The organism is Bifidobacterium pluvialisilvae (assembly GCF_019331695.1).
Classification (GTDB): domain Bacteria; phylum Actinomycetota; class Actinomycetes; order Actinomycetales; family Bifidobacteriaceae; genus Galliscardovia; species Galliscardovia pluvialisilvae.
Map to the genome: position 1 here is coordinate 118,397 of NZ_JAHBBI010000007.1, position 25,063 is coordinate 143,459.

Below are 25,063 nucleotides of genomic sequence, written 5' to 3' on the forward strand. Positions count from 1 at the left end.
AAAATTGATATGACGTATTCTTGTCGGGAGGTTTTTCCGATGGGGACATCGCGATATGGATATTCCGATACGGCAAGGAGGGATGATGTCGATGACGACGCGGGACCACGCGGCGCAGGACGACGTGACGCTGGCCAACGTGATGCGGGACAATACGGTGCGGAATGGCGCACGGCGGGATGGAACGACGCGGGGGGCGGCAAAGCCGCGCGCCGACCGCCGTGTACGGCGGACGCGCGCCCGGCTTGCGGACGCCCTCATCGAACTCATGCGCACCAAACCGGTCGAATCCATCACCGTGACCGAACTGGCCGACCGGGCCGACGTGAACCGCGTGACCTTCTACGCGCACTACGACAACGTGCAGGAACTCCTCGGCCGGATCGAGAACGACGCGGTGGAGGATTTCCGCGGCGTCATCGAACACCATGCGAAGGAACTGCTCGCCGGGGAGTACCTGCCGTTCGTCACCGCCACGCTCACCTACATCGACGAGCATGACGGCATGTTCTCCGTGCTCGTCTCGTCGTTCGGCAATACGCTGTTCAACGATCTCGCCGACAGTATCCGCGACATCTGCAACGACATACTCGACCCCGTCTCGGCGGCGCTGTCCGACGCCGGCGACGGGAACGGCGACGACGGTCCCACGCCCGGCGTGGACGACGAACGTGCGCGTATGATCCGCGACTACCAGTTCGACTACATCCTCGGCGGCATCATGAACGTGATCCGCGACTGGTTCAGGAACGGCCGCAAGGAATCCATCGAATTCATGGCGGCGATCATCAGCTCCACCACCAAGGCCGCCGGCATCGACTCGCTGCGCGCCAACATGCGGCTCGCCGTACGGTAGCCGACCGCACGTCGCGTTCGTCCGCCGATCTCACCGCAACACGCCGAGGAACAGGGGCTGATTACGGTGAAATCCGCGTACAACCGGGGCCGGCGGTGAAATCCGCGTACAACAGGTCCCGGTTTTCGTCGCCGCACCATAGACTCGGCACTATGGCAGACATGAACGATGCGCGGGCGGCCCTCAAACACTACTTCGGCTACGACGGGTTCCGACCCGGGCAGGAGCCGCTCATCGCGGCGATCCTGCAGGGGCGCGACGCGCTCGGCGTCATGCCCACTGGCGCCGGCAAATCCATCTGCTACCAGATACCCGCCGTACTGGTCGACGGACTCACCGTCGTCGTCTCGCCATTGGTGTCGTTGATGGCCGACCAGGTCGCCGGCCTCGAGGACAACGGCATCCACGCCGTCTACGTCAACTCCACGCAAAGCCCCGACGAACAGTCCGCCGCGCTCGCCGAAGCCGCCTCCGGGCGATGCGACGCCGTCTACGTGGCCCCCGAACGGCTCGGCACACGGCAGTTCACCGATTTCGCCGCACGCAACCGCATCGCCCTGCTCGCCATCGACGAGGCCCACTGCGTCTCCCAATGGGGGCAGGACTTCCGCCCCGCCTACCTCGGCATCGGCGACTTCATCGCGAACCTGCCATACCGTCCCGTCGTCGCCGCGTTCACCGCCACCGCCACCGAACGCGTGCGCCACGACATCGTGAACCTCGTCGGCCTGCACGATCCACAGGTCAGCGTCACCGGCTTCGATCGCACGAATCTGTACTTCGACGTCATCAAGGCCACACCCACCGCCAAACGCCAGTGGATAGAACGGTACGTGACCGCGCGCCCCGACGAATCCGGCATCATCTACTGCGCCACGCGCAAGGAGACCGAACGGCTCGCCGACGACCTGAACGACCACGGCATCGCCGCAGCCTGCTACCACGCGGGACTGCCGCCCGAACAGCGGCATCAGGCCCAACGCGACTTCGTCAACGACGAGGTGCGCGTCGTCGTCGCCACCAACGCGTTCGGCATGGGCATCGACAAATCCAACGTGCGCTACGTCATCCACCACAACATGCCCGACAGCATCGAGGCCTACTACCAGGAGGCCGGCCGCGCCGGACGAGACGGCGAACCCGCCCGGTGCACCCTGCTGTGGAGCGATGGCGACATCAACACCCGACGCCGCTTCATCGACATGGAGAACGACAACGAACGGCTCAGCCCCGAGGAGGCCGACGTCAACCGCAACCGGCGGCGCGTACTGCTCGACGCCATGGTCGGCTACTGCCGCACCACGGAATGCCTGCATAAATACATCACCGCGTACTTCGGCGAGACCGACGACGTCCCCTGCTCCGGCTGCTCCAACTGCGACAGCGAATTCGAGACCATCGACGTGACGGACATCGCCGTCGCCGTCAGCCGGTGCGTGCACGACGTGCAGGTGCTGCTCGGCCCCGACGGGAACGGCCGGCCGAGGAACCTCGGCGCCGGCAAGCTGACGCAGATACTGCGCGGCTCCGATGCCCAGGAGATGCACGACTGGCGGCATCTCGACACGGCGTACACCTACGGCAAGCTTCGTGACGTTCCCGCCGCGCGCATCCGCGACGTCATCGCGCAGATGACCTCCGACGGGTACCTGCGCGTGGAGGACGGCAAATACCAGACCGTCACGTTCGGGCCGCGGGCGGGGGAGACCGTGCGTCAGGACTTCCATATGGTCATCAAACAGGTCGAACGGCCGGCCGCGGCGTCGTCGGGCGGCTATGGAGAAGGCTCGGCGTTCGGCGCCCTCGGGACGTCCCGCAAGGCGCGGGCCGTGCCCGACGAGCTCTCCGGCACCGACGCCGAACTCTTCGAACGGCTGCGGGACCTGCGCACCGAGATCGCGCGCGAGATCGGCAAGCCGCCGTACATCGTGTTCTCCGACAAGTCGCTGCGCAGCATGTGCGAGCTCAAGCCGACCGACGATGAGACGTTCCTCGAGGTCAACGGCGTCGGCCAGCACAAGCTCGAACTCTACGGCGAGCGCTTCCTCCCCGTCATCCGAGACTTCCTCGCCTAGGTCGCGCCGACGGCCCTTGTCATCCTGGGCGGAGCCGCTGACGCACCCTTGTCATCCTGAGCGGAGCCGCTGACGCACCCCTGTCATCCTGAGCGGAGCCGCTTGCGGCGGAGTCGAAGGATCCTGGAGCGGATGGGGGTGAGATCCTTCGACTCCGGACTCCGTCCTCCGCTCAGGATGACGGCAGGGAGGCCAAACGTCCTCCGCTCAGGATGACGGCAGGGAGCTCCGCTCAGGATGACAGGGGGCTGGCAGGCGCCATGCCATGGCTCCCCTCCAGAGGGGGGGGGCGGAGGCGCCTCCGCATCCATCAACCCAAACGAAAGGATCATCGTGGCATCCGACCCCACCTCACCCGCCACCCGCACCGTCCGCGTGGCGACGGCCGACGATTTCGACGCCATCCAGGCGATGTACGCCCGTGCGCGCCGCCTCATGGCGGCGAACGGCAACCCCACGCAATGGTCGGACCGGTTCCCGCTGGAATCCACCGTCCGCGCCGACATCGCCGAAGGCCGCGCACGGCTGCTCGTCGACCATGCGGGAACGACCGCTGATGGCGACCCCGGCGTGGAGCGGATTCTCGCCGTGTTCGTGCTCTGCCCCGGCCCCGACCCGTCGTATGCCGAAATCGACGGCGCATGGCTGGATGATGACGACTACATGGCCGTGCATCGCGTGGCCGCGTCGGGTCTCGGCCCCCACGCCGGCCGCGACTGCCTGAACTGGGCGGTGGCGCGCTACGGCAATGTGCGCATGGACACGCACCGCAACAACCATGCCATGCAGCATGTGCTGGAATCCTGCGGTTTCATGCGCTGCGGCGTCATCGAGCTCGTCGCGCGCGAGGGCGACGCCGAGCGTCTCGCCTATCAGCGTAATGACCGGCGATAGGCGATGGATGACGGCCGTCACGGCCGGCAATAGACGACATCTATAACCCAACCGTGGCCATGCGGTTGACGATTGCCGGTTTTGCGACGACAGTAGATAGCGGTCATATGCACCAACGGTGCATTCCGTCGTTTCCGTCTTTCAAGGAGGACATCATGGCAGACAAGCCGGTCGTCGAAAGCTTCCAGTTGGATCACACCAAGGTCAAGGCGCCGTACGTGCGCTACATCGACACGGAGACCGGCCCCAACGGCGACGTGATCTCCAACTACGACCTGCGTCTGGTGCAGCCGAACGAGAACGCCATCCCCACGGGCGGCCTGCACACCATCGAGCACACCATCGCCGTGCTGCTGCGCGAGCGCATCCCCGGCTATATCGACTGCTCGCCGTTCGGCTGCCGCACCGGCTTCCACCTGCTCACGTGGGGCGAGCACTCCACCGAGGACGTGGCCAAGGCGCTCAAGGAGTCGCTGGAGTTCATCGCCTACAAGGCCACGTGGGATGACGTCCCCGCCACCACCATCGAAAGCTGCGGCAACTACCGCGACCACAGCCTGTTCACGGCGAAGGAATGGTGCAAGGACATCCTCGCCAAGGGCATCAGCTCCGACCCGTTCGAACGCAAGCTCGTCTGAGCGGCGTAACCGCCCGTAATCACAGCGAACGGCCGGGGATTCGTTTCGTGGGCACGACGATTTCGTTGTCGTCCGGCGGCTGCTTGCGAATCATGGCGAGCAGCGCCTCCCCGGCCCTGCGGCCGATGGTCTCCGGGTCCTGCAGGATGAGGTCGATGCCCTGGCCGACGTATTCGCCCCATTCCCAGTCGTCGAAACTCAGCAGCCCCATGTCGCGGGGGAATTCCAGGCCCAGCATGCGCGACGCGGCCAGCACGCGCAGCAGGAGCGGGCCCATCAGCGAGACCACGGCGGTGCGGTCCTCGCCGCTCGTCGTGCGGATGGCACGGAGCGCGTCGGCCAGCCATGCATCGTCCCCTCCGGCGAGGTCGAGGACCGACAGCCGCAGCCCGAGCCGCCGCGCGGTCTCGGTTATGGCGTGGATGCGCGGAATCTGCGCCGAGGTCCCCACGGTCGTGGTGCTCACGACGACGATATGGCGGTACCCCTTGCCGGCCAGCTCCTCGCACATGCGACGGCTGGCCTCGTAGTTGTCCGAGGTCACGTGGATCACCGACGACGGCGTCGCGTCCACGTACCGGTCCACGAACGCGAGCGGCGTGTGCGCGTTGACGATGGGGTAGTAGTCCTCGAAGTTGCCGCGGCTGGGCTGGATGATCAGTCCGTCGACGTTCTGCTGGAGCAGTTTCTCCACGCATTCGCGCTCCGCGTCGGCGTCGTTGTCGGCGTTGAGGAGCATCACGCTGTAGTTCCGCGGCTGCAGCGTCTTGTACATCCCGGTGAACAGCATGGAGGCGAAGACGTTGGAGATGTCGCCGACGATGACGCCGATGATGTGCGTGCTGTCCGACCGCATGCTTTTCGCCGCGGCGGACGGCCGGTAGTTGAGGTCCCGGATCACCTGCTGGATCTTCTGCTGCGTGGCGACGCTCATCTTGCCGAGATTGCCGTTGAGATAGCGTGACACGGTCGTGACGGAGACTCCCGCCACTTTGGCGACTTCCTTGATGGTGATGGTCTTTCGGCTGTTCATGGCTTTCGTATGTCGGTCGTGGCGGATGGGGTCTGAGCTCATTCTACGGTTCGCCCGTTTCTGCGGGAAATGTTTTGCAAACGTGTCGTTATAAAGTTTTTAGGAAAACGTTAACATCATGGGTATAACCCTGTGACACGCCTCGAATTTCAATGTATATTGACATTATAATCGTTTTGGGTGTAACGTTATCCCAACAAGGGAAACGATATACCTTGGACCCCGACGCAGCGTGGAAAACACGGCGTCGGAAAACCACAGTGGCAGACATCAAGGAGGATGTTGAAGTGAAGTCGGTACTTATCAGCGGCAAGGGACTGATCGACCTGGCTGAACGCCCCGAACCCGAGCATCAGGACGGCAAGGTGATCGTCCGTCCGCAGTTCATCGGCATCTGCGGCTCCGACCTGCATTACCTGGCCGACGGCCAGGTCGGCATGTCGGTCGTCCGTGAGCCCATCGTCCCCGGCCATGAGATCAGCGCCGTGACCGACGAGGACGTCGAGGTCGACGGCAAGGTCATCCCCGCCGGCACTCCGGTCGCCCTCCACCCCTCCACCTGGGGCGAGAAGCAGCCCGGCATCGAGGACAAGCCCGAGATCTGGCCGAACGGCCGCTACCTCGGATCCGCCCAGTACCTGCCGCACGAGCAGGGCGGCATGACCGAGAAGATGGCGGTGCGCCCCGACCAGCTCATCGTCCTGCCCGAAGGCGTCTCGCTCAAGGCCGCCGCCCTGGCCGAGCCGCTGGGCGTGGGCCTGCACGCCATCAACCTCGCCGGCGGCGTGCGCGGCAAGAAGGTGCTCGTCTCCGGCGCCGGCCCCATCGGCCTGCTGGCCGCGGGCGCGGCGCTCACCGAGGGCGCGGCCAGCGTCGCCGTCTCCGACGTGCTCGACCACCCGCTCTCCGTGGCGAAGAAGCTCGGCGCCACCAAGACCTTCAACGTGGCCCAGGAGACCCTGCCCGACAACGAGTACGACCTCATCCTCGAATGCTCCGGCGCGGCCCCCGCCATCAGCGCGTCCTTCAAGGCCGCCGCCCCCGGCGCCACCATCATCCAGGTCGGCATGATGGTCAACCGCGACGCCAGCCTCAACATCTCCGCCATCAACGGCAAGGAGATCACCTACATCGGCAGCTTCCGCTTCTTCCAGGAGATCCGCGACGCCGTCGAGGTGCTGGCGAAGAACCCGAACCTCGAGGAGGTCATCACGCAGGTCTTCCCCGTCGACGACTACCGCGAGGCGTTCGCCACCGCGGCCGACGCGTCCAAGTCCGCCAAGGTGCTCATCGCCATGTGACGTCCCGCCGGGGATGGGCGCCACAAGCGCCTTCCCCGGCCCCTTCCCCCGACCATCACCATCTATTCGACCATCCCGCCATCCATATCCATCCGCCGCCCATGCCGGTCACAGTGGACCGCATGGGGGACGGTGGGGCATATCCAAAGGAGCAAACATGCCCAAGTTCGATCGCAACAGCTACAACCTCGACGGCAAGGTCGCCCTCATCACCGGCGGCGCCCGTGGCCTCGGCCGCAACTACTCCATCGCCCTGTCCATGTACGGGGCCGACATCTTCGTCGCCGCCGAGAACGAGGAAGGCTGGGACGAGATCCGCGAGATCGTCGAGGCCAACGGCCGCCAGATCGGCTTCATCAAGCAGGACATCACCAAGCCCGGCGCCGCCGACGCCATCGTCGATGCCGTCATCGAGAAGTTCGGCCACCTCGACATCCTCGTGAACAACGCCGGCATCCAGATCCGCAACGACGTGCTCGACTTCAAGGACGAGGACTGGTACAAGGTCATCGACGTGAACCTCAACGGCCTGTACATGCTCTCGCACGCCGCCGCCAAGGTGATGGCCAAGCAGAAGCACGGCAAGATCATCAACATCGGCTCCATGCAGTCCTACCGCGCCGGCAAGCGCATCTTCCCGTACGCGGCCAGCAAGCACGGCGTCCTCGGTCTCACCCGCGCCTACGCCGACGCGCTCGCCCCGTACAACATCCAGGTCAACGGCCTGGCCCCCGGCTACATCATCACCGACATGACCCGCTCCCTGCAGCAGGACCCGGTCCGCGGACCGGAGATCCGCGAGCACATCCCCTCCGGCGAGTGGGGCGTGCCTGAGCAGCTCATGGGCCCGATGGTGTTCCTCGCCAGCGAGGCGTCCGACTACGTCACCGGCGTGATGCTGCCGGTCGACGGCGGCTACCTGCTGCGCTAGCCGGAGCCGATCGGTCCGGCCCGCGCGAGGTCCGGGGCCATGGCGGCCCGGGATCCGGCGGAGGCCGGATGACAGCAGTCTTGCATCGGGCGCATGGCGTCCGATGCGGGGAATCGGGAGAGGGCCTGCGGTTTCGGCCGCTCTCCCGTCCACCGTCCGCGGCGATGACGACGCGACGGCGAACAACACGGGTGCCGCGCTTGTTTCCCTTTCCCTTACTTGCGTGGACCTGCCGGAACGCGTGCCACCGCGTGCGTATCGCGACTCGTACGCCTTCCGGGGAAGGGGAGGGCCTCCTCCCCGTGCGATCAAGAGAGAATCCTTGCATGAAAGGTGAAGTTTCCTATGTCTTCTGATGTTTCCACTACCGCCAACGGTGGCGGTGAGCCCTCGCTGGCCAAGCGTACGATGGGCGATCTGGTCAAGGCGGCCGTCTCCGGCTGGCTGGGCACCGCGCTCGAGTTCATGGACTTCCAGCTCTACTCGCTGGCCGCCGCGCTCGTGTTCAAGGACATCTTCTTCGGCCATGGCTCGCAGGCCGTGGCCATCATGTCGGCCATGGCCGTGTACGGCGTGGGCTACATCGCCCGCCCGATCGGCGCATGGTACTTCGGCCGCCTCGGCGACCGCATCGGCCGTGCGAAGGTGCTGTTCATCACCATCGCCATCATGGGTGTGGCGACCACGCTGATCGGCGCGCTGCCGACCTACGACCAGGTGGGCCTGCTCGCCCCGGCCCTGTTGGTGATTCTGCGACTGGTGCAGGGCTTCGGCGCCGGCGCCGAGATCGCCGGCTCGTCGGTGCTGCTCGCCGAATACGCGCCCACCAAGCAGCGCGGCATCATCGCCTCGCTGACCGCCCTCGGCACCAATTCCGGCACCCTGTTCGCCGGAGCGGTGTGGGCCGTGCTGCTCGCGTGGCTCGGCAACGACGCCGTGATCGGCTGGGGCTGGCGCATCCCGTTCCTGGGCTCCGTCATCGTGATGGCCGTGGCCGTGTTCATCCGAATCCACCTCAAGGAGACCCCGGTGTTCGAGGCCTCCGTGGACGAGATCATCGAGGAGTACGACAAGCCGCTCGACCGCGAGGCCGAGAAGGCCAAGAAGGAGGCCGCCGCCGAGGCCCGCAAGGAGGCCATCGCCGAGCTCGCGAAGACCAAGCGCTCCTGGAAGGCGTTCCTCGTCGCCTCCGCCCTGCGCTTCGGCCAGTCCGGCAACTCCGGCATGGTGCAGACCTACCTCATCACCTTCCTCACCGCCAACCTGCTCGTCTCCAAGTCCGTGGCGTCGAACATCGTGGTGTACTCGTCGCTCGTCGGCTTCCTGACCGTGCCGATCATCGGCTGGCTCGGCGACATCTTCGGACGCAAGCGCATGTACACCGTCGTCACCGTAATCGACTTCTTCCTCATCGTGCCGTGCTTCCTCATGATGCTCAACAACCGCGGCACCGACACGGTGATGGAGCAGACCTCCACCGGCATGGTGGCGCACTTCTCCAACCCGACGCTCATGTTCTTCATCGGCTACATCGTGCTGCACAACCTCTCCGTGTTGGCCCTTGCCTCCCTGGAGAACCTGACAATGGCGGAATGCTTCGGCTCCGCCCACCGCTACGAGCAGCTGGCCCTCTCGAAGGAGATCCCGAACCTCATCACCGCCGGCTTCGGCCCGCTGGTCGCCGCCGCCCTGGTCGCCGTGTTCAACTCGTGGGTCGCCCTCGCCGTGCTGATGTTCTTCTACACCGCCGTCACCTTCGGCGCCAGCGTTGTCATGACGGAGGTCGCCGGCCGCGACCTCACCGTCCGAGAGGATGCGATGTGATATAAGACCTACCCCTGAAATCCCTTGATTGCACGATGCCGGCTCGTTCCCTCCCCAAGAGGGCTCGAGCCGGCATCGGCGTATTTGCGCGGTCTGCCGGAACCGTGCATGGTCCGCATGGCGGTGCCCATACGAACCGCGGCATCACAGCGAATGCCCGGCGATTCGCCTGGTCGGCACGCTGATCTCCGTCTGTTCGGGACGCCCGTGCTCGATGATCTGCAGGAGGCTTTCGCCGGCCAGCCGTCCGATCTCGTCGATGTCGCGCTGCAGCAGGTCCACGCCGTCGGCCACGAACCGCCCCCAATTCCAGTCGTCGAAGCTGACGAGCCCGAGATCCTGCGGGAATCGCAGTTCGGCGGCCTGCAGCGCGGTGAGCGTACGGAACAGCAGCGGCCCCATCAGCGGGAACACGGCGGTGCGGGGTCCGTCGGGCGGCGTCATGATCGCGCGCAGCCGGCCCGCGAGCCATACGTCGTCGTGGCCGCGCATGTCGAGCATGACGTGCTCCATCCCCAGTCTGGCGGCGCAGTGCCTGACCGCCTCGAGGCGCGGCAGCTGCGACGAGGTCGGCGCGGTGGATTCGCTGACGGTGACGATGCGCCGGTATCCTCGTTCGTGCAGCTCCCGGCACATGGCCTTGCTGGATTCCGTGTTGTCCGAGGTCACGTGCGCGGCGTTCTTCGGCGTGGCCTTGACGATGCCGTCGACGATGACCAGCGGCGTATGCGCCGTGACGATGGGGTAGAAGGCCTCCGGATCGTCCTGCGTGGGCTGGATGATCAGCCCGTCGACGTTCTGCCGGATGAGCTTGCCGATGCACAGGTTCTCGTCGTCCGGGTCGTTGTCGGTGCTCAGCAGCATCAGGCTGTAGTTCTTTGGTTTGATGACCTTCTGGATGCCGCCGAACAGCATGGACGAGAAGATGTTGGAGATGTCGCCGACGATGACGCCGATGATCTTCGTGGAGTTGGACCGCATGCTCTGCGCCGTGGACGACGGCTGGTAGTGGAGGTCCTCGATGACCTTCTTCACCCTGCCTCGGGTCTCCGGGCTCATGCGCGCCATCTGCCCATTGAGGTAGTTGGACACGGTGGTGACGGACACCCCCGCCACGCGTGCGACCTCTTTGATGGTTATGGTTTTGCGTCTGGCCATGCTGCTCGATCCTGTGTGGGCTGGGGGACATCGGGATGAAGGGCATTCTACCGCCGTCGCCGGCCAAGACGGTCCCGACGCCGGTCCATATGTGTCCGCTAACACTATGAAGATGAAACGATAAAGTAATATCAACACGCCGATAAAACATTGAAATCAAGCCGAAAATACATTGGTTATAAAAAGTTAGTGTATCGTTACATCTAACAGCACAACACATGCAATCAAGGAGGATGCTGTGAAGGTAGTCAAGATTCCCGGCAAGGGCCGGCTGGAGATCGTCGAGGCCCCCGAGCCTGTCGCCGACGACGGGCACGTGGTCATCCGGCCGAAGTTCATCGGCATCTGCGGGTCCGACCTGCATTACCTGGCCGACGGCTCCTGCGGCCTGTCGGTCATCCGCGAACCGCTCACCCCCGGCCACGAGATCAGCGCCGTGCTCGACGAGGACGTCGAGATCGACGGCAAGGCCGTCCCCGCCGGCACCCCGGTCGCCATCCACCCCGCGACCTTCGGCGACAAGCTCCCCGGCATCGAGGACAAGCCCGAGATCTGGCCGAACGGCTCCTACTTCGGCTCCGCGCAGTACTTCCCCCACACCCATGGCGGCATGACCGAGAAGATGGTCGTCCGCCCCGACCAGCTCCGCGTGCTCCCCGAGGGCCTGTCGCTGGAGATGGCGGCGCTGGCCGAGCCGCTCAGCGTGGGCCTGCACGCCATCAACCTCGCCGGCGACGTGCGCGGCAGGAAGATCCTCGTCTCCGGCGCCGGCCCCATCGGCCTGCTCGCCGCCGGCGCGCTCGTCTCGCTCGGCGCCGCCCGGGTGGACGTCTCCGACATCCTCGACGAGCCGCTGGCCGTCGCGAAGAAGGTCGGCGCGCAGGGCGTCTTCAACGTCTCCACGGAGTCGCTGCCCGCCAACACCTACGACATGGTGTTCGAATGCTCCGGCGCCGCGCCCGCCATCAGCGCCTCGTTCAAGGCCGCCGCACCCGGCGCCGTCATCGTGCAGGTCGGCATGCTGCTCGACCGCGACGTGCCGCTGAACCTCTCCGCCATCAACGGCAAGGAAATCACCTACATCGGAAGTTTCCGCTTCAACGACGAGATCGACCAGGCGCTCGAACTGCTGGCCGGCACCCCGGCGCTCCGTGAGGTCATCACGCAGGTCTACCCGGTCGACAGGGTCGCCGACGCGTTCGCCGTGGCCGGGGACCCCTCCCAGTCCTCCAAGGTGCTCGTCGAATTCTGATTCCCATGGATGCCGGGGCCCCTCGGCGTTGAAAGACCCCGGCATCGACACGATTTTCCGTAATACGAACGATGCGGAGCAACGACTCCGCCGATACGACGCGGACAATGCCGTCCGCGCCACTTGACTGAAAACGCACAATGCAAGAGGTGAAGCACACTATGTCGTCTGCTATGACCATCGATGCGGCCACCGACGTCGACACCACGGTCGACGCCGTCGTCGCGACCGCTTCCGAAGCGTCCGAGCCGACGCTCGGCGAACGTACCACCGCCGATCTCATCAAGGCCGCCGTCTCCGGCTGGCTGGGCACCGCGCTCGAGTTCATGGACTTCCAGCTCTACTCGCTGGCAGCGGCCCTTGTGTTCAAGGACATCTTCTTCGGCCACGGATCAGCCGCCGTGGCCATCATGTCGGCCATGGCCGTCTACGGCGTGGGCTATGTGGCCCGCCCGATCGGCGCATGGTACTTCGGTCGCCTCGGCGACCGCATCGGCCGCACCAAGGTGCTGTTCATCACCATCGCCATCATGGGCTGCGCCACCACATTGATCGGCGCATTGCCCACATTCGACCAGGTCGGGCTCCTGGCCCCGGCGCTGCTGGTGGTCCTGCGTCTGGCCCAGGGCTTCGGCGCCGGCGCCGAGATCGCCGGCTCGTCGGTGCTGCTCGCCGAGTACGCGCCGCGCAAGCACCGTGGCATCGTCTCCGCCTTCACCGCACTCGGCACCAACTCCGGCACCCTGATGGCGGGCGCCATCTGGGCCGTGCTGCTCGCATGGCTCGGCAACGACGCCGTGGTCGACTGGGGCTGGCGCATCCCGTTCCTCGGCTCCGTCATCGTGATGGGCGCCGCGGTGTTCATCCGAATCCACCTCAAGGAGACCCCGGTCTACGAGGCGTCCGTGGAGGAGACCATCGCCGGCTACGACAAGCCCCTGAACAAGACCGCGGACGCCGCTGCCGCCGAGGCCCGCAAGGAGGCCGAGAGGAAGGCCGCCGCCGAGATCGCCAAGACCCCGCGCTCCCTCAAGGCGTTCCTGGTCGCCTGCGTGCTGCGCTTCGGCCAGTGCGGCACCTCGGCCATGGTGCAGACCTACCTCATCACCTTCATGACCGCCAACCTGCTGGTGTCGAAGTCCGTGGCCTCCAGCGTGGTCGTGTACTCGTCGCTCGTCGGCTTCCTCACGGTGCCGCTGATCGGCTGGCTCGGCGACATCTTCGGCCGCAAGCGCATGTACATGATCGTCACCATCGTGGACGTGTTCCTGCTGGTGCCGTGCTTCCTGCTCATGGCCAACAACCTCGGCTCCCAGACCACCATGGAGCAGACCTCCTCCGGACTGGTGCCGCACTTCTCCAACCCCGACCTGCTGTTCTTCGTCGGCTACATCGTGCTGCACAACCTCGCCGTGCTCTCGCTCGCCTCGCTGGAGAACCTGACGATGGCGGAATGCTTCGGCTCCGCGCACCGCTACGAGCAGCTCGCCCTCTCGAAGGAGATCCCGAACCTTGTCGCCGGCGGCTTCGGCCCGCTCACGGCCGCCGCGCTGGTCACGGCGTTCGGCGGCTCGTGGATCGCCATCGCGGCCATCATGGCGGTCTGCCTGGTGCTCACCTTCCTCGCCGCGGTGGTCATGCCCGAGGTCGCCGGCCGCGACCTGACCACCCGAGAGGACGCGATGTGACGCAGGCCTGCGGTTCCGGGGCCGCGGGAACGGCCCGCGGCCCCGCCCGCAGACGCAACCCACCACCAACGACAATCATCCGAACCGTACGACCATCCGACAATCCAAGGAGAACGACATGACAGTCACCATCGACAAGGTGCGCGTCATCTGCACGGCGCCCGAAGGCATCAACCTCGTCGTCGTCCGCGTGGAGACCAACCAGCCCGGCCTCTACGGCCTCGGCTGCGCCACCTACGCCTACCGCCACCTCGCGGTGAAGACCGTGGTGGAGGAGTACCTCGACCCGCTGCTGCGAGGCCGCGATGTGGAGAACATCGAGGAGATCTGGCAGCTCATGCACCAGAACGCCTACTGGCGCAACGGCCCGATCTCCAACAACGCGATCTCCGGCGTGGACATGGCGCTGTGGGACATCAAGGGCAAGATGGCGAACATGCCGGTCTACCAGCTCTTCGGCGGCAAAGTCCGCGAAGGCATCCCCGTCTACCGTCATGCCGACGGCCGCGACCTCGAGGAGCTGTGCGACAACATCCTGCAGTTCCAGGAGATGGGCATCACCACCATCCGCTGCCAGTGCGGCGGCTACGGCGGCGAGGACTACGGCAACACCCCGGCCACCGCCCCCGAGGGCGCCCACCCCGGCGTGTACCTCGACTCCAAGAAGTACATCCACGACACGGCGGAGCTGTTCGCCGGCATCCGCGAGAAGATCGGCTACGAGATGAACCTCGTGCACGACGTGCACGAACGCATCGCCCCGGTGGAGGCCCTGCAGCTCGCCAAGGCGCTCGAACCCTACGAGCTGTTCTTCCTCGAGGACCCGGTGCCGATCGAGCAGACCGACTGGCTGCGCCGCCTGCGCCTGCAGACCAGCATCCCGATCGCCCAGGGCGAGCTGTTCAACAACGCGGCCGAATGGAAGACGCTCATCACCGAGCATCTCATCGACTTCATCCGCGTGCACATCAGCCAGATCGGCGGCATCACCGCCGCCCGCAAGCTGCAGATCTTCGCCGAGCAGTTCGGCGTGCGCACCGCATGGCACGGACCGGGCGACATGTCGCCGCTGGCCCACGCGGCGAACATCCACATCGATCTGGCCGCACAGAACTTCGGCGTGCAGGAATGGTCGGGCATCGAACCGCCGAACTTCGTCATCCAGGAGCTCAAGGGCCCGCACGGCGCGCTGCTCGACGTGTTCCCCGGTCTGCCGGAGTACCGCGACGGCTACGTCTACGCCAACGACAGGCCGGGTCTGGGCGTCGACCTCGACGAGGCCGAGGCCGCCAAGTACCCGTGCGAGAACACGGTGACCACGTGGACGCAGACCCGCCGCCGCGACGGCTCCCTCGTCACCCCCTGACCGATGCCCCGGTCGATTCGTCGATTCCGTCAACCCAACCAACCTGACAAACTCAACCAACAACCAACCAATAACCAACAATCCCACCCATGGGAATCATGAAAGGAGCCAATGATGGCTTTCAACTACCAGGACAAGTTCAACGTCGCCGGCAAGAACTGCATCGTGACGGGCGGCGCCCAGGGCCTCTCCCGCGGCATGGCCGAAGGACTGCTTGAGAACGGCGCCACGGTCGTCGTCATGGACGTGCAGAAGGACAAGCTCGAGAAGGTCGTCGCAGAGTACCGCGCCCAGGGCTACGACGCCCACGCCGTCGTCGGTGACCTCTCCAAGAAGGCCGACATCGACCGCATGTTCGACGAGGCCATGGAGATCCTCGACGGCCGCCTCGACGTGCTCATCCCGGCCGCCGGCATCCAGCGCCGCCACCAGCCGTGGGAGTTCCCGGAGGACGAGTGGAAGCTCGTCATCGACATCAACCTCAACCACGTGTGGTTCATGTGCCAGAAGGCCGTCGCCATCATGAAGGACCAGCCCACCGGCGGCAAGATCATCAACATCGGCTCCATGGTCACCTGGTTCGGCGGCACCACCGTCCCGGCCTACACCGCGTCGAAGGGCGCCGTCAGCCAGCTCACCAAGAGCCTCGCCGTGGACTGCGCGCGCTACAACATCTGCGTGAACGCCATCGCCCCGGGCTACATGGACACCGAGATGTGCGCCAACATGACCCAGGAGCGCAAGGACGAATGCACCGTGCGCATCCCGGCCAACCGCTGGGGCCTGCCCGAGGATCTCAAGGGACCGGTCCTGTTCCTCGCCTCCTCCGCCAGCGACTACGTCAACGGCACCGTCATCCCCGTCGACGGCGGCTATCTCGTGAAGTAGTTCCCGGCAAACGATTCCCCATGGGTCTGTGAGACACGGGCCCATGTCTCACAGACCGGAACGGTCAAGATCCGCGATTCGTGGTGCCGCGGGGTGTTGCACTCGTCAGCAACGTCCTCTGCGGCGCCATGGACCGCGGATCTCGTCGTTTCCGCGCCGGCGGTTCCTACGCGCGGTCGTCGGGGAGGGCTATCGCGCGGCGATCACCGTGCTCACCTCGTCGACGATGTCGTGCATGGCCTTGCGCGCGCGTTCGGCGTCGCCCTTCCATACGGCGTCGGCCACCTCGTCGTGCGCGTCGAGGGCGCTCGCCGAGGGGCGGCTCGGATACATGTTGATTTCCACGCGTCCGCGCAGGATGGTCTCCACGATGGGGGCGAGCGAGGCGAACAGCTCGTTGCCGCTGTTGCGCAGTAGGGTCGAATGGAATTCGATGTCGAGTTCATGGAACGGTTCGAGGTCGCCGGCCTCGCCGTGCCTGCGCATCTCCAGGGCCAGCACCGGCATCTTCGCGCGGGTCTCCAGCGACGCCCTGTGCGTGGCGCATGCCGCGGCCGCGGGCTCCACGGCGAGACGGAGCTCGGTGAGCGAGAGCAACTCCTGCTTGCGTTGGTTCGAATGCAGCTTCCAGTGGATCACCTGCGGGTTCAGCGCGGCCCACGTCCCGGGGTCCTGCGCCACCAGGCCCACGTGGCGTCGGATGGTCACGGCGCCGGTGGCCTCCAGATAACGTGCGGCCTCGCGCGCCACCGTCCTCGAGACGCCGAACCGGTGCTGGATGTCCTCCAGCGTCATGCTTGACCCCACGGGCCACGGGCCGTCGATGATGTCGGTGGCCAGCCGGTCCGCGATGGGCAGGTGCATCAGCGTGCCGTCGGAGGTTTTCGGCGTATCAGTCATAATAAAAAGACTATCAATCAACGAAAAGAATATGTAATCCGACGATTCGGCAACACAATATTTTTTAAAAGTACTCTTTTTAAATTGACAAGGACTACGAAAGATGTTTATAATAATCCCATCAAATCGCAGTCATACCGAGGCCGCGTCGCGGCCGCCGAGCAAAGGAGCAGACGATGACAGTGCAGGTCGTGGTTATGGGCGTCGCCGGATGCGGCAAGACCACCATCGCGGAGGCCGTCCGCGATCGGATGGGGTACGTCTACGCCGAAGGCGACGAATTCCACCCCAAGGCCAGCGTGGAGAAGATGCGCGCCGGCATCCCACTGACCGACGAGGACCGCTGGCCCTGGCTGGCCACCATCAACCGGTGGATGCGCGAGCAGGCCGCCGAAGGCAACTCCACCGTCGTCTCGTGCTCGGCACTCAAACGCGCCTACCGTGACGTGCTGCGTCGCGACATCCCCGTGTTCTTCGTGCATATGGTCGGCAGCGAGGAGGTCATCGGCAAGCGCATGGCCGCGCGCAAGGGACACTACATGCCGCCGTCGCTGCTGCCCAGCCAGTTCGCCGACCTCGAACCCCTTGAGGACGATGAGCCCGGCATCACCGTCTCCATCGAAGGCGACGTCGACGAGATGGTCGCCCGCGCCCTCGAGGCGGTCCGTGAGCATGCCGCCAAGGAGGAGCGCGCACTCGCCGCCTGAACGTCGCGCGCCGTTCCCTAAGACCCGCAATCCCCGCACCGTTCCCCACGTCCCCTTCCCGCACCACACAGAAAAGAGCACAGCATGCAAATCGGAATGATCGGACTCGGCCGCATGGGCGGCAACATGGTCAAGCGCCTGCGCGACGGCGGGCACGACGTCGTCGGATTCGACATGAACCCCGACTCCGCCCGTGACGTCGACAGCCTCGAGGCCCTCGTCGCCGCGCTCGACGCCCCGCGCGTCGTCTGGGTCATGGTCCCCGCCGGCGTTCCCACCGAATCGACCATCGACAAGCTTGGAAAACTGCTCGAACCGGACGACGTCGTCATCGACGGAGGCAACTCCAAATACACCGAGGACCGCGCCCACGCCGAGGTGCTCGCCGAAAAGGGCATCCGGTTCCTCGACTGTGGCGTCTCCGGTGGCGTCTGGGGCGCCGAACGCGGCTACGCGCTCATGCTCGGCGGCGAGCGGGAGACCTTCGACCACGTGCGTCCCCTGCTGGAAACCCTCAAGCCGGAGGGCGAGTATGGTCTGGTGCTGGCCGGCCCTGTCGGCGGCGGGCACTTCGCCAAGATGGTGCACAACGGCATCGAATACGGCATGATGCAGGCGTTCGGCGAGGGCTTCGCCACCATGATGCGCAGCGAATACATCGACGACGCCGCCGCGACCATGGTCTCGTGGCGTGAGGGCTCGGTCGTCGCCTCATGGCTGCTCGACCTGTTCGAGAACGCCGTCAGGGACGATCCCGAACTGCGCGATGTGCCCGCCGTCGCCAACGAATCCGGCGAGGCCAAGTGGATGGTCGAGGCGGCGCTCGAACTCGGCGTGCCCACGCCCGCCACCGGTGCGGCGCTCTACGCCCGACAGGCCTCGCGTGGCGGCGCCGACGACGTGTTGCGCGTCGTCACCGCCATGCGTGCCCAGTTCGGCGGCCACGTCACCAAGGTCGACGAGATCGCCACCCACTGATTTTCGGACTTATCCCTCCACTTCCATAACGGCCGCCGTCGGTCGGGCCCCTTCCTCCCGGCCGGCGGCTTTTTGCGTGCGGATGCCGTCGGAGAATCCACTACCTGCCGGTTCGTGAGCCCGGACGAATGGGGTTTGTGGGTCCAAGCGTTCATGACGTTCTCGGTCGAATCGGATTAGTGGGTCTATCCGTTCATGATGTTCTTGGTCGAATCGGATTAATGGGTCTATCCGTTCGCAACGTTCTCGGTCGAATTGGTTTTGTGGGTCTGCCGTGTCGATTATGTGGGTCTGGCCATTCGTGACGTCCCCGACCGTGTTGGGTGTGGGTCTGCCGCGTTGGGATCGTGGGTCTGGCACGTCGGTTTTATGGGTCTGATGGGGGATTTGTGGGTCTAGCCGTTCGCGGGGGTGGTTTTGTGGGTCCAGCCTGTTCAATAACCGTGGGTCCATCCGTTCATTAAGAGGTTTGTGGGTCCGGGGTATACGCGAGGACGTCAAAAAGTCCTTCCTCGTGAACGGATGGGCCCACTTTCCATTTTTGGGGAACAAATAGGCCCACTTTCTCATTTTGAAGAACGCATAGACCCACAAGACCGTTGTTTCGTCGGTCCGTGTCCGTGTCCGTGCCCATGCGCGGAGGGAGGGTCACTGCCGTGAGTAGGCTCCGATTTCCTGGTCGAGGAACGGCTTGATGTACGACAGCGCCGCACCGAAGATGTTCTGACCCTGTGAGCAGGCGCCGCGGATGATGTCGAACCGGTCGTCGGGGAACGACGCGATGGCTGCGGTCTTGTCCCGCAGTACGGCGAAGTCGTCGTCCGACATCAGATAGGCGATGCGGCCGCCGAGGATGATGTCGCTGCTGAGCACCGTGCGCATGTTCTTGATCGCGTAGGCCAGATACGTCAGATACTCGTCGAGTCGCCGGGCGCAGACGGGGTCGCCTCCGTGCGCATGGGTGAAGAAGTCGGAGAGGCCGTCACGTCCGGTCTCGGCCAGCAGCGCCTTGCGCGAGGTGTAGGCGTCCATGCACCCGCGCTGTCCGCAGTAGCATTCGGCGCCGTCGATGACGAGGGTCATGTGCTCGCAGGTGCCGTTGCGCAGGTTCTCGCCCTCGTCGATGCGGCCGCCGGATATCACCGCGCAGCCCACGTGCTCGTCGAGGTAGACGCAGGTGGCGTTCGTGATGTTGGCGTTGAGCCATAGTTCGGCGATGGCCGAGGCGTGCGAGTCGTGGATGAGGCGGCATGGATGGTCGATGCGTTCGCTGAGCCGGTCGAGGGTGAGGCCGGTGTTGCCGAGAATCTTGCCGAACGTCAGGTGCGAGCCGTCGGGGGAGACGATGCCCTGCACGGCGAACCCGACGCCGAGGATGCGTGACCCGTCCACGCCGAGGCAGGCCGTGAAGTCGTTGACATGTCTGGAGACGGCCTCGTAGTATTCGTCGCCGTTGTCGTAGGGGATCATATGCGTTCTGCCCGCTATGCGTTTGCCGTAGAGGTCGTAGGCCTGCAGGGCGATGGAGCCGCCGAGGATCTCCACGCCGACGGCGACGCGGGCGTCGGCCGCGAACGAATAGACCTGAGCGCGCCGTCCGCCGTTGGAATCGAGGAACCCGGACCGTCTGATGAGCCCCGTCTCCTCGAGTTCGTTGAGGTTTTGCGTGATGGTGGGCAGGCTGATCGGCAGTGCCTGGCCGAGCTCCTGGCGGGAGGAGTGCCGATGGTGGTAGATGTGGCCGAGCACCAGCTGGCGTTTCTGTTCCTTGATCGCTGTGGTCGTTGCGATTTTCATGCCCGGTGAACCTCCTTGCGTGTCTTTAAGTGTATGTGCGACACGCGGCATCGATGCCGTCCATCTTGATGGAACCTATGTTTTCCAAGCGTTCTCCAATTATATCGACCACTTTAATAAAAGTGGGTTGACAAAGCGTGTCGTCGTTCGTACACTTCAATTAACCACTTAAAGAAAAGTGGTCAACTAAAGTGAAGGGCGACGGACGCGCAAGCAGGGCCGACGGGGTTTCCCGACCGGCCGCGCGATACGGCGACAACGGCGATGCAGCGGTGCACGCCACGGTTCTCAAGGAGGTGGACGATGACGTTCCCATCGGTTACGGCGTCCTCGCCGCTCGGCAAGGAGCGGGGATGAGCAGACTATCAAGCGCCACGCGCAAACTGATCGGTGGTTTCCTCGCCATCGCGGTGTTCATGACGGGCGACGGCTTCGAGCTGACGTTCCTCTCGAAATACATGGTCGACCACGGCTTCGCCGCCACGCAGGCGTCGCTGCTGATCACCGTCTACGGCCTGTTCGCGGCCGCGGCGGCATGGACCAGCGGCGTGCTCGCCGAGATGTTTGGCGCCAAGCGCCTCATGCTGATCGGCGCCACATGGTGGATCGTCATCCAGATCATCTTCCTCGCCGCGGCGTTGCCCTCCGGCAGCTATCCGTTCATCCTGTTCGTCTACGCGATACGAGGCGTTGGATACCCGCTGTTCATATACTCGTTCGTCGTGCTCATGGCCGAAACGGTCGACCCGGCGAAGCTCTCCAGCGCCATGGGATGGTTCTGGACGTCGTTCTCCATGGGCATCGGCGTGTTCGGCGCCTACCTGCCCAGCTACATCATCCCCGTGCTCGGCGAGTACAAGACCTTCTGGTGCGCCATGCCGTTCGCCATCGTCGGCACCATCATGTGCATCCTGCTCGTGCCGAACACCAAGGGGCGCGCCTCCGAGGGGCTCGACCGCGCCGAGCAGATCCGCGAACTCACCAAGGGCGCCACCATCCTCGTGAAGAACCGGCAGGTCGCCTTCGCCGCCATCGTGCGCGTGATCAACAACCTCGTGCTCTACGGCTTCCCCGTCATCATGCCGCTGTACCTCTCCACGCACAACAACGGCGGTGGCGGATGGTTCCCCACCGAGACGTGGATGCGTTTCTGGGGCTTCGTGTTCGTCGTCACCCTGTTCGCCAACGTGTTCTGGGGCTGGTTCGGCGACCGCTTCGGCTGGATGATGCCGGTGCGCTGGTTCGGCTGCCTGCTGCTGGCCGTCAGCACCCTGTTCGTCTACTACGTGCCGCAGTTCTTCGGCGCCAACGCGCCCCTCATGTGGTTCGGGTTCTTCCTCGTCGGCGTCGGCACCTGCGCGTTCGTGCCGCTGACCGCCGTCGTGACCACACTGGCTCCAGGGGAGCAGGGCGCGGCTCTCTCCGCCTACAACCTCGCCGCCGGGCTCACCACGTTCGCGGGCCCGCTGATCGCCACCATCGTCATGCCCATCGGCGGATTCGGCGGCGTGTGCTGGGCGTACGCCATCCTGTACGCCATCGCGTTCGTGCTCACCCTCTTCATCCACCCGCATCAGCCCGGGTTCGACAAGAAGGGCCGCAGGCTCATCGAGGAGGTGCACCTCGACGAGGCCGAGGCCGTGGCCGGCGACATCGAGCAGATCCGTGAGGCGAAGCGGTCGTGACCGCGGCCGGCGGGCGGCCCGCCCGGCAATAACGGCAACAAGACCAACCCAAACAATCCAACAATCAACAACCCAACAACAACCCAATCACAAAGGAGTAACCATGGGAATCATCGAGAAGATGCGACTGGACGGCAAGAACATCTACGTCACCGGCGGCGCGAGGGGCATCGGCAAGTCCGTGGCCACCGCGTTCATGGAGGCCGGCGCCAACGTGGCGATCGTCGACGTGGACATCGACGAGGCCACGAAGACCGCGGCCGAACTCGACGCCGCGCACGACGGCCGGTCGTTCGCCATCGCCTGCGACGTCACCGTGCCCGAACAGGTCGACGCCATGGTCGCCAAGGTCGTCGAGGAGTTCGGCAGCCTCGACGTGGCGTTCAACAACGCCGGCATCTGCATGAACATCCCCGCCGAGGAGATGACCCCCGCGCAGTGGGCCAAGGTCATCAACATCAACCTCACCGGCATCTTCCTCACCGCGCAGGCCGCCGGCAAGGTCATGCTCGAGCAGGGCCACGGCTCCATCATCAACACCGCGTCGATGAGCGCGCACATCGTCAACGTGCCGCAGCCGCAGTGCTCCTACAATGCGTCCAAGGCCGGCGTCATCCAGCTGACCAAGTCGCTCGCCATCGAATGGGCCAAGCGCGGCGTGCGCGTCAACTGCATCTCCCCGGGCTACATCGGCACCGACCTGACCCTGAGCTCCGAATCGCTCAAGCCGCTCATCGCGCAGTGGAACGCCATGGCCCCGATGGGCCGCCTCGGCAAGCCCGAGGAACTCCAGTCCATCTGCGTGTACTTGGCCGGCGACACCTCCACGTTCACCACCGGCTCCGACTTCGTCGTCGACGGCGCCTTCACCGCCTTCTGACGGGCGGGCATGGGCCGGACGGCCCGACCGCACGACGCAGACCCGTCCCTCGGCCGGCTCCAGGCCGGGCCGAGGGACGGGTTTTCCATTCCCGAAAACGACGAACGACACCGATAATCCGAACCAACCGTCTGAAACGAGGACACAATGAAGTATCTTCTCGGCACCGACATCGGCACATCCGGCACCAAGACCGTGCTCATGAACACCGACGGCGAACTCATCGCCCAGGATCTGCAGGAATACGACGTGCTCACCCCCAGGCCCCTGTGGGCCGAGCAATGGCCCGACGTCTGGTACCGCGGCGCCATCGACTCCATCAGGAACACCGTCGCCAAGGCCGGCGTACCCGCCGCCGACATCAAGGGCATCGCGATCTCCGGACTCTACGGTGGCTCCGGCATCCCCCTCGACGAGAACATGGAGCCCGTCCGCCCCTGCATGATCTGGATGGACCGACGCGCCGACGAGGAGACCAGATGGGTGCTCGACACCATCGGCGAGGAGCGGCTGCTGCGCATCACCCAGAACGGCGCCGACCCTTACTACGGCTACACGAAGATCCTGTGGATGAAGAACCACGAACCGGAGAACTGGGCGAGGACCCGCCTGTTCCTGCCGCCCAACGACTACGTGATCTACAAGATGACCGGCGAAGTGGCCATCGACTACTCGTCCGCCGGCAACATCGGCGGCATCTTCGACATGACCACGCGCACATGGTCCAAGGAGCTCATGGACGACATGGGCATTCCCACGTCCATGATGCCGCAGCGCATCGTCGAATCCACCGACATCGTCGGCGGGCTCAAGCCTGACATCGCCGCCGAGCTCGGACTCGAACCGGGCATGCCGGTCATCGCGTCCGGCATCGACTGTGGCGCCGCGAACATCGGCCTCGGCGTGTTCGAACCGGGCGTGTACGCGGCCGCCATCGGCACCTCGATGTGCGCCGCGCTGATCTCCGACAAACCGGTCAAGGGCAGGGGTCTCATCGTATGGCCGTACCTGTACGACGCCAAGCGTCTCTCCTACAACTTCGCCGGCGGCAACACGGCCGGCGCCATCGTCAAATGGTTCCGCGACACCCTGTGCCAGTGGGAGAAGGAGGAACAGCGGCGCGGCGGACCAAGCGTGTACGACCAGCTCAACGAGGCCGCCGAACAGGTGCCGGCCGGCAGCGAGGGGCTCGTCGTGCTGCCGTACTTCATGGGCGAGCGCAGCCCCGTCTGGGATTCCGACGCCAAGGGCACCATCGTGGGTCTTTCGCTCACGCACACCAAGGCGCATCTGTACCGCGCGTTCCTCGAGGCGGTGGCGTATTCGCTGCGCGACGCCATGGAGGCCACGGCAAGCGACCTCGGCGACCACATCCTGCTGGCGGGCGGCGTGACCAAGTCGAAGCTGTGGCGGCAGATCTTCGCCGACGTCACCGGATACCCGGTCGTCTGCCCGAAGGAGGACGTCGAGGCGAACATGGGCGACGTCATGCTCGCCGGCATCGGCACCGGTCTGCTCACCTACGAGCAGACCAAACGCTGGCAGGTGCTCGACAAGCCGGTGAAGCCCACCGTCGACGGACACAAGCGCTACAGCCGGTACTTCGCCGTCTACAAGTCCGTCTACGAACATCTCAAAGGCGACATGAAGGAGCTCTCCGAGCTGCGGTAGCGAAAGCGACGAATCATCCCGATGAATTGCGCTGCCGGCGGCTGATGGAGCATCTTCCAAGCGTCATCAGCGGACCGCCCGAAATACGAGAGGCTCCGCTGTGTGATGTGGGCTTCGCTCAAGTCCGTTGAGTTCTGCCGATTCACCGTTGGTTCCGCTGTGTGATGCGGACTCCGCAGCAAACGGAAAGACCCACAAACCTCATCGCCGGCATACCGTCCTTGGGCTTGTGGGTCTATCCGTTCGCGGGGATGGCGTTGCGGGTCCATCCGTTCGGAGTCGTGGGTCTAGGCGTTCATGACGTCCCCGTCCGAATCGGTTTTGTGGGTCTGGCGCGTCGGAATTGTGGGCCTAGCGTGGGGTTTGTGGGTCTATCCGTTCATGATGTTCCAGTCGAATCGGATTAGTGGGTCTGTCGTGTCGGTTTTGTGGGTCTGTCGAATCGGATTAGTGGGTCTGGCAGGGGATTCGTGGGTCTAGACGTTCGCGGAGGTGATTTTGTGGGTCCAGCCTGTTCAATAACCGTGGGTAAATCCGTTCA

20 protein-coding genes are annotated in these 25,063 nt (G+C 65.0%); 16 read left to right on the plus strand and 4 right to left on the minus strand.

Annotated features, from left to right (window positions below; genetic code table 11):
* The first annotated feature begins 91 nt into the window (after positions 1 to 91).
* From KIH77_RS07070 to KIH77_RS07085, 4 genes are all read left to right on the plus strand, one after another.
* A complete protein-coding gene (locus KIH77_RS07070; protein ID WP_219100393.1) occupies positions 92 to 856 on the plus strand; it encodes a TetR/AcrR family transcriptional regulator in 765 nt (254 codons plus the stop codon).
* 152 nt (positions 857 to 1,008) lie between these two features.
* Complete coding sequence (recQ, locus tag KIH77_RS07075; protein ID WP_219100395.1) at positions 1,009 to 2,931, plus strand: DNA helicase RecQ; 1,923 nt, start codon at positions 1,009 to 1,011, stop codon at positions 2,929 to 2,931.
* A gap of 330 nt (positions 2,932 to 3,261) precedes the next feature.
* Positions 3,262 to 3,825 carry a GNAT family N-acetyltransferase gene (locus KIH77_RS07080; protein WP_219100521.1) on the plus strand — a complete coding sequence of 188 codons (564 nt, stop codon included), beginning with the start codon at positions 3,262 to 3,264 and terminating at the stop codon, positions 3,823 to 3,825.
* Between the two features lie 155 nt (positions 3,826 to 3,980).
* Positions 3,981 to 4,463 carry an S-ribosylhomocysteine lyase gene (locus tag KIH77_RS07085; RefSeq protein WP_236024538.1) on the plus strand — a complete coding sequence of 161 codons (483 nt, stop codon included), beginning with the start codon at positions 3,981 to 3,983 and terminating at the stop codon, positions 4,461 to 4,463.
* Positions 4,464 to 4,482: 19 nt separating this feature from the next.
* Here the strand turns inward: KIH77_RS07085 and KIH77_RS07090 are convergent, their stop codons facing one another.
* Positions 4,483 to 5,496: a LacI family DNA-binding transcriptional regulator gene (locus tag KIH77_RS07090; protein ID WP_219100397.1), complete on the minus strand. Its 1,014-nt coding sequence runs from the start codon at positions 5,494 to 5,496 to the stop codon at positions 4,483 to 4,485.
* Between the two features lie 260 nt (positions 5,497 to 5,756).
* On the opposite strand from KIH77_RS07090, the gene KIH77_RS07095 reads away from it, so the two are divergent.
* The 3 genes from KIH77_RS07095 to KIH77_RS07105 all read left to right on the plus strand — a co-directional run bounded on the left by KIH77_RS07095 (position 5,757) and on the right by KIH77_RS07105 (position 9,552).
* Positions 5,757 to 6,797: a zinc-binding dehydrogenase gene (locus KIH77_RS07095; protein WP_219100399.1), complete on the plus strand. Its 1,041-nt coding sequence runs from the start codon at positions 5,757 to 5,759 to the stop codon at positions 6,795 to 6,797.
* Positions 6,798 to 6,954: 157 nt separating this feature from the next.
* On the plus strand, positions 6,955 to 7,728 hold the full coding sequence (locus KIH77_RS07100; RefSeq protein WP_219100401.1) for an SDR family oxidoreductase: 774 nt from the start codon (positions 6,955 to 6,957) through the stop codon (positions 7,726 to 7,728).
* Positions 7,729 to 8,073: 345 nt separating this feature from the next.
* Positions 8,074 to 9,552, plus strand: coding sequence for an MFS transporter (locus tag KIH77_RS07105; RefSeq protein WP_219100403.1), 1,479 nt, complete (start codon positions 8,074 to 8,076; stop codon positions 9,550 to 9,552).
* Positions 9,553 to 9,696: 144 nt separating this feature from the next.
* Here KIH77_RS07105 and KIH77_RS07110 read toward each other — a convergent pair whose 3' ends face one another.
* The gene (locus KIH77_RS07110) at positions 9,697 to 10,710 is read right to left on the minus strand and encodes a LacI family DNA-binding transcriptional regulator (RefSeq protein ID WP_219100405.1); all 1,014 of its coding nucleotides are present in this window, start codon (positions 10,708 to 10,710) and stop codon (positions 9,697 to 9,699) included.
* A 238-nt stretch (positions 10,711 to 10,948) separates the two neighbouring features.
* Here KIH77_RS07110 and KIH77_RS07115 point away from each other — a divergent pair, with 238 nt between their 5' ends.
* The 4 genes from KIH77_RS07115 to KIH77_RS07130 all read left to right on the plus strand — a co-directional run bounded on the left by KIH77_RS07115 (position 10,949) and on the right by KIH77_RS07130 (position 15,904).
* On the plus strand, positions 10,949 to 11,962 hold the full coding sequence (locus KIH77_RS07115) for a zinc-binding dehydrogenase (RefSeq protein ID WP_219100407.1): 1,014 nt from the start codon (positions 10,949 to 10,951) through the stop codon (positions 11,960 to 11,962).
* 173 nt (positions 11,963 to 12,135) lie between these two features.
* Positions 12,136 to 13,650 (plus strand): MFS transporter, encoded by a 1,515-nt coding sequence (locus KIH77_RS07120; RefSeq protein ID WP_219100409.1) that lies wholly within the window; start codon positions 12,136 to 12,138, stop codon positions 13,648 to 13,650.
* Positions 13,651 to 13,768: 118 nt separating this feature from the next.
* Positions 13,769 to 15,016 (plus strand): enolase C-terminal domain-like protein, encoded by a 1,248-nt coding sequence (locus KIH77_RS07125; RefSeq protein WP_219100411.1) that lies wholly within the window; start codon positions 13,769 to 13,771, stop codon positions 15,014 to 15,016.
* A 111-nt stretch (positions 15,017 to 15,127) separates the two neighbouring features.
* Positions 15,128 to 15,904, plus strand: coding sequence for an SDR family oxidoreductase (locus KIH77_RS07130; RefSeq protein ID WP_219100413.1), 777 nt, complete (start codon positions 15,128 to 15,130; stop codon positions 15,902 to 15,904).
* A gap of 189 nt (positions 15,905 to 16,093) precedes the next feature.
* Here the strand turns inward: KIH77_RS07130 and KIH77_RS07135 are convergent, their stop codons facing one another.
* The gene (locus KIH77_RS07135; RefSeq protein ID WP_219100415.1) at positions 16,094 to 16,804 is read right to left on the minus strand and encodes a FadR/GntR family transcriptional regulator; all 711 of its coding nucleotides are present in this window, start codon (positions 16,802 to 16,804) and stop codon (positions 16,094 to 16,096) included.
* 176 nt (positions 16,805 to 16,980) lie between these two features.
* Between KIH77_RS07135 and KIH77_RS07140 the strand changes: the two genes are divergently transcribed.
* A complete protein-coding gene (locus tag KIH77_RS07140; protein WP_219100418.1) occupies positions 16,981 to 17,511 on the plus strand; it encodes a gluconokinase in 531 nt (176 codons plus the stop codon).
* Between the two features lie 84 nt (positions 17,512 to 17,595).
* A complete protein-coding gene (gene gnd, locus KIH77_RS07145) occupies positions 17,596 to 18,489 on the plus strand; it encodes a phosphogluconate dehydrogenase (NAD(+)-dependent, decarboxylating) (protein ID WP_219100420.1) in 894 nt (297 codons plus the stop codon).
* 648 nt (positions 18,490 to 19,137) lie between these two features.
* On the opposite strand, the gene KIH77_RS07150 is transcribed toward gnd, so the two are convergent.
* Entirely contained in the window at positions 19,138 to 20,286 is a 1,149-nt protein-coding gene (locus KIH77_RS07150) for an ROK family transcriptional regulator (protein ID WP_219100422.1), read from the minus strand.
* 353 nt (positions 20,287 to 20,639) lie between these two features.
* On the opposite strand from KIH77_RS07150, the gene KIH77_RS07155 reads away from it, so the two are divergent.
* The 3 genes from KIH77_RS07155 (at position 20,640) to KIH77_RS07165 (ending at position 24,522) form a co-directional block, all read left to right on the plus strand.
* On the plus strand, positions 20,640 to 21,971 hold the full coding sequence (locus KIH77_RS07155) for an MFS transporter (RefSeq protein WP_219100424.1): 1,332 nt from the start codon (positions 20,640 to 20,642) through the stop codon (positions 21,969 to 21,971).
* 103 nt (positions 21,972 to 22,074) lie between these two features.
* Positions 22,075 to 22,851 (plus strand): SDR family oxidoreductase, encoded by a 777-nt coding sequence (locus KIH77_RS07160; protein WP_219100425.1) that lies wholly within the window; start codon positions 22,075 to 22,077, stop codon positions 22,849 to 22,851.
* 147 nt (positions 22,852 to 22,998) lie between these two features.
* Positions 22,999 to 24,522: an FGGY-family carbohydrate kinase gene (locus KIH77_RS07165; protein ID WP_219100427.1), complete on the plus strand. Its 1,524-nt coding sequence runs from the start codon at positions 22,999 to 23,001 to the stop codon at positions 24,520 to 24,522.
* Positions 24,523 to 25,063 lie beyond the last annotated feature (541 nt).

Bases quoted from the DNA above. Each gene is read 5' to 3' on its own strand.
- KIH77_RS07070 (WP_219100393.1), top strand. From the start codon at position 92: ATGACGACGCGGGACCACGCGGCGCAGGACGACGTGACGCTGGCCAAC.
- recQ (WP_219100395.1), top strand. From the start codon at position 1,009: ATGGCAGACATGAACGATGCGCGGGCGGCCCTCAAACACTACTTCGGC.
- KIH77_RS07085 (WP_236024538.1), top strand. From the start codon at position 3,981: ATGGCAGACAAGCCGGTCGTCGAAAGCTTCCAGTTGGATCACACCAAG.
- KIH77_RS07090 (WP_219100397.1), bottom strand. From the start codon at position 5,496: ATGAACAGCCGAAAGACCATCACCATCAAGGAAGTCGCCAAAGTGGCG.
- KIH77_RS07100 (WP_219100401.1), top strand. From the start codon at position 6,955: ATGCCCAAGTTCGATCGCAACAGCTACAACCTCGACGGCAAGGTCGCC.
- KIH77_RS07105 (WP_219100403.1), top strand. From the start codon at position 8,074: ATGTCTTCTGATGTTTCCACTACCGCCAACGGTGGCGGTGAGCCCTCG.
- KIH77_RS07110 (WP_219100405.1), bottom strand. From the start codon at position 10,710: ATGGCCAGACGCAAAACCATAACCATCAAAGAGGTCGCACGCGTGGCG.
- KIH77_RS07120 (WP_219100409.1), top strand. From the start codon at position 12,136: ATGACCATCGATGCGGCCACCGACGTCGACACCACGGTCGACGCCGTC.
- KIH77_RS07125 (WP_219100411.1), top strand. From the start codon at position 13,769: ATGACAGTCACCATCGACAAGGTGCGCGTCATCTGCACGGCGCCCGAA.
- KIH77_RS07130 (WP_219100413.1), top strand. From the start codon at position 15,128: ATGATGGCTTTCAACTACCAGGACAAGTTCAACGTCGCCGGCAAGAAC.
- KIH77_RS07135 (WP_219100415.1), bottom strand. From the start codon at position 16,804: ATGACTGATACGCCGAAAACCTCCGACGGCACGCTGATGCACCTGCCC.
- KIH77_RS07140 (WP_219100418.1), top strand. From the start codon at position 16,981: ATGACAGTGCAGGTCGTGGTTATGGGCGTCGCCGGATGCGGCAAGACC.
- gnd (WP_219100420.1), top strand. From the start codon at position 17,596: ATGCAAATCGGAATGATCGGACTCGGCCGCATGGGCGGCAACATGGTC.
- KIH77_RS07150 (WP_219100422.1), bottom strand. From the start codon at position 20,286: ATGAAAATCGCAACGACCACAGCGATCAAGGAACAGAAACGCCAGCTG.
- KIH77_RS07155 (WP_219100424.1), top strand. From the start codon at position 20,640: ATGAGCAGACTATCAAGCGCCACGCGCAAACTGATCGGTGGTTTCCTC.
- KIH77_RS07160 (WP_219100425.1), top strand. From the start codon at position 22,075: ATGGGAATCATCGAGAAGATGCGACTGGACGGCAAGAACATCTACGTC.
- KIH77_RS07165 (WP_219100427.1), top strand. From the start codon at position 22,999: ATGAAGTATCTTCTCGGCACCGACATCGGCACATCCGGCACCAAGACC.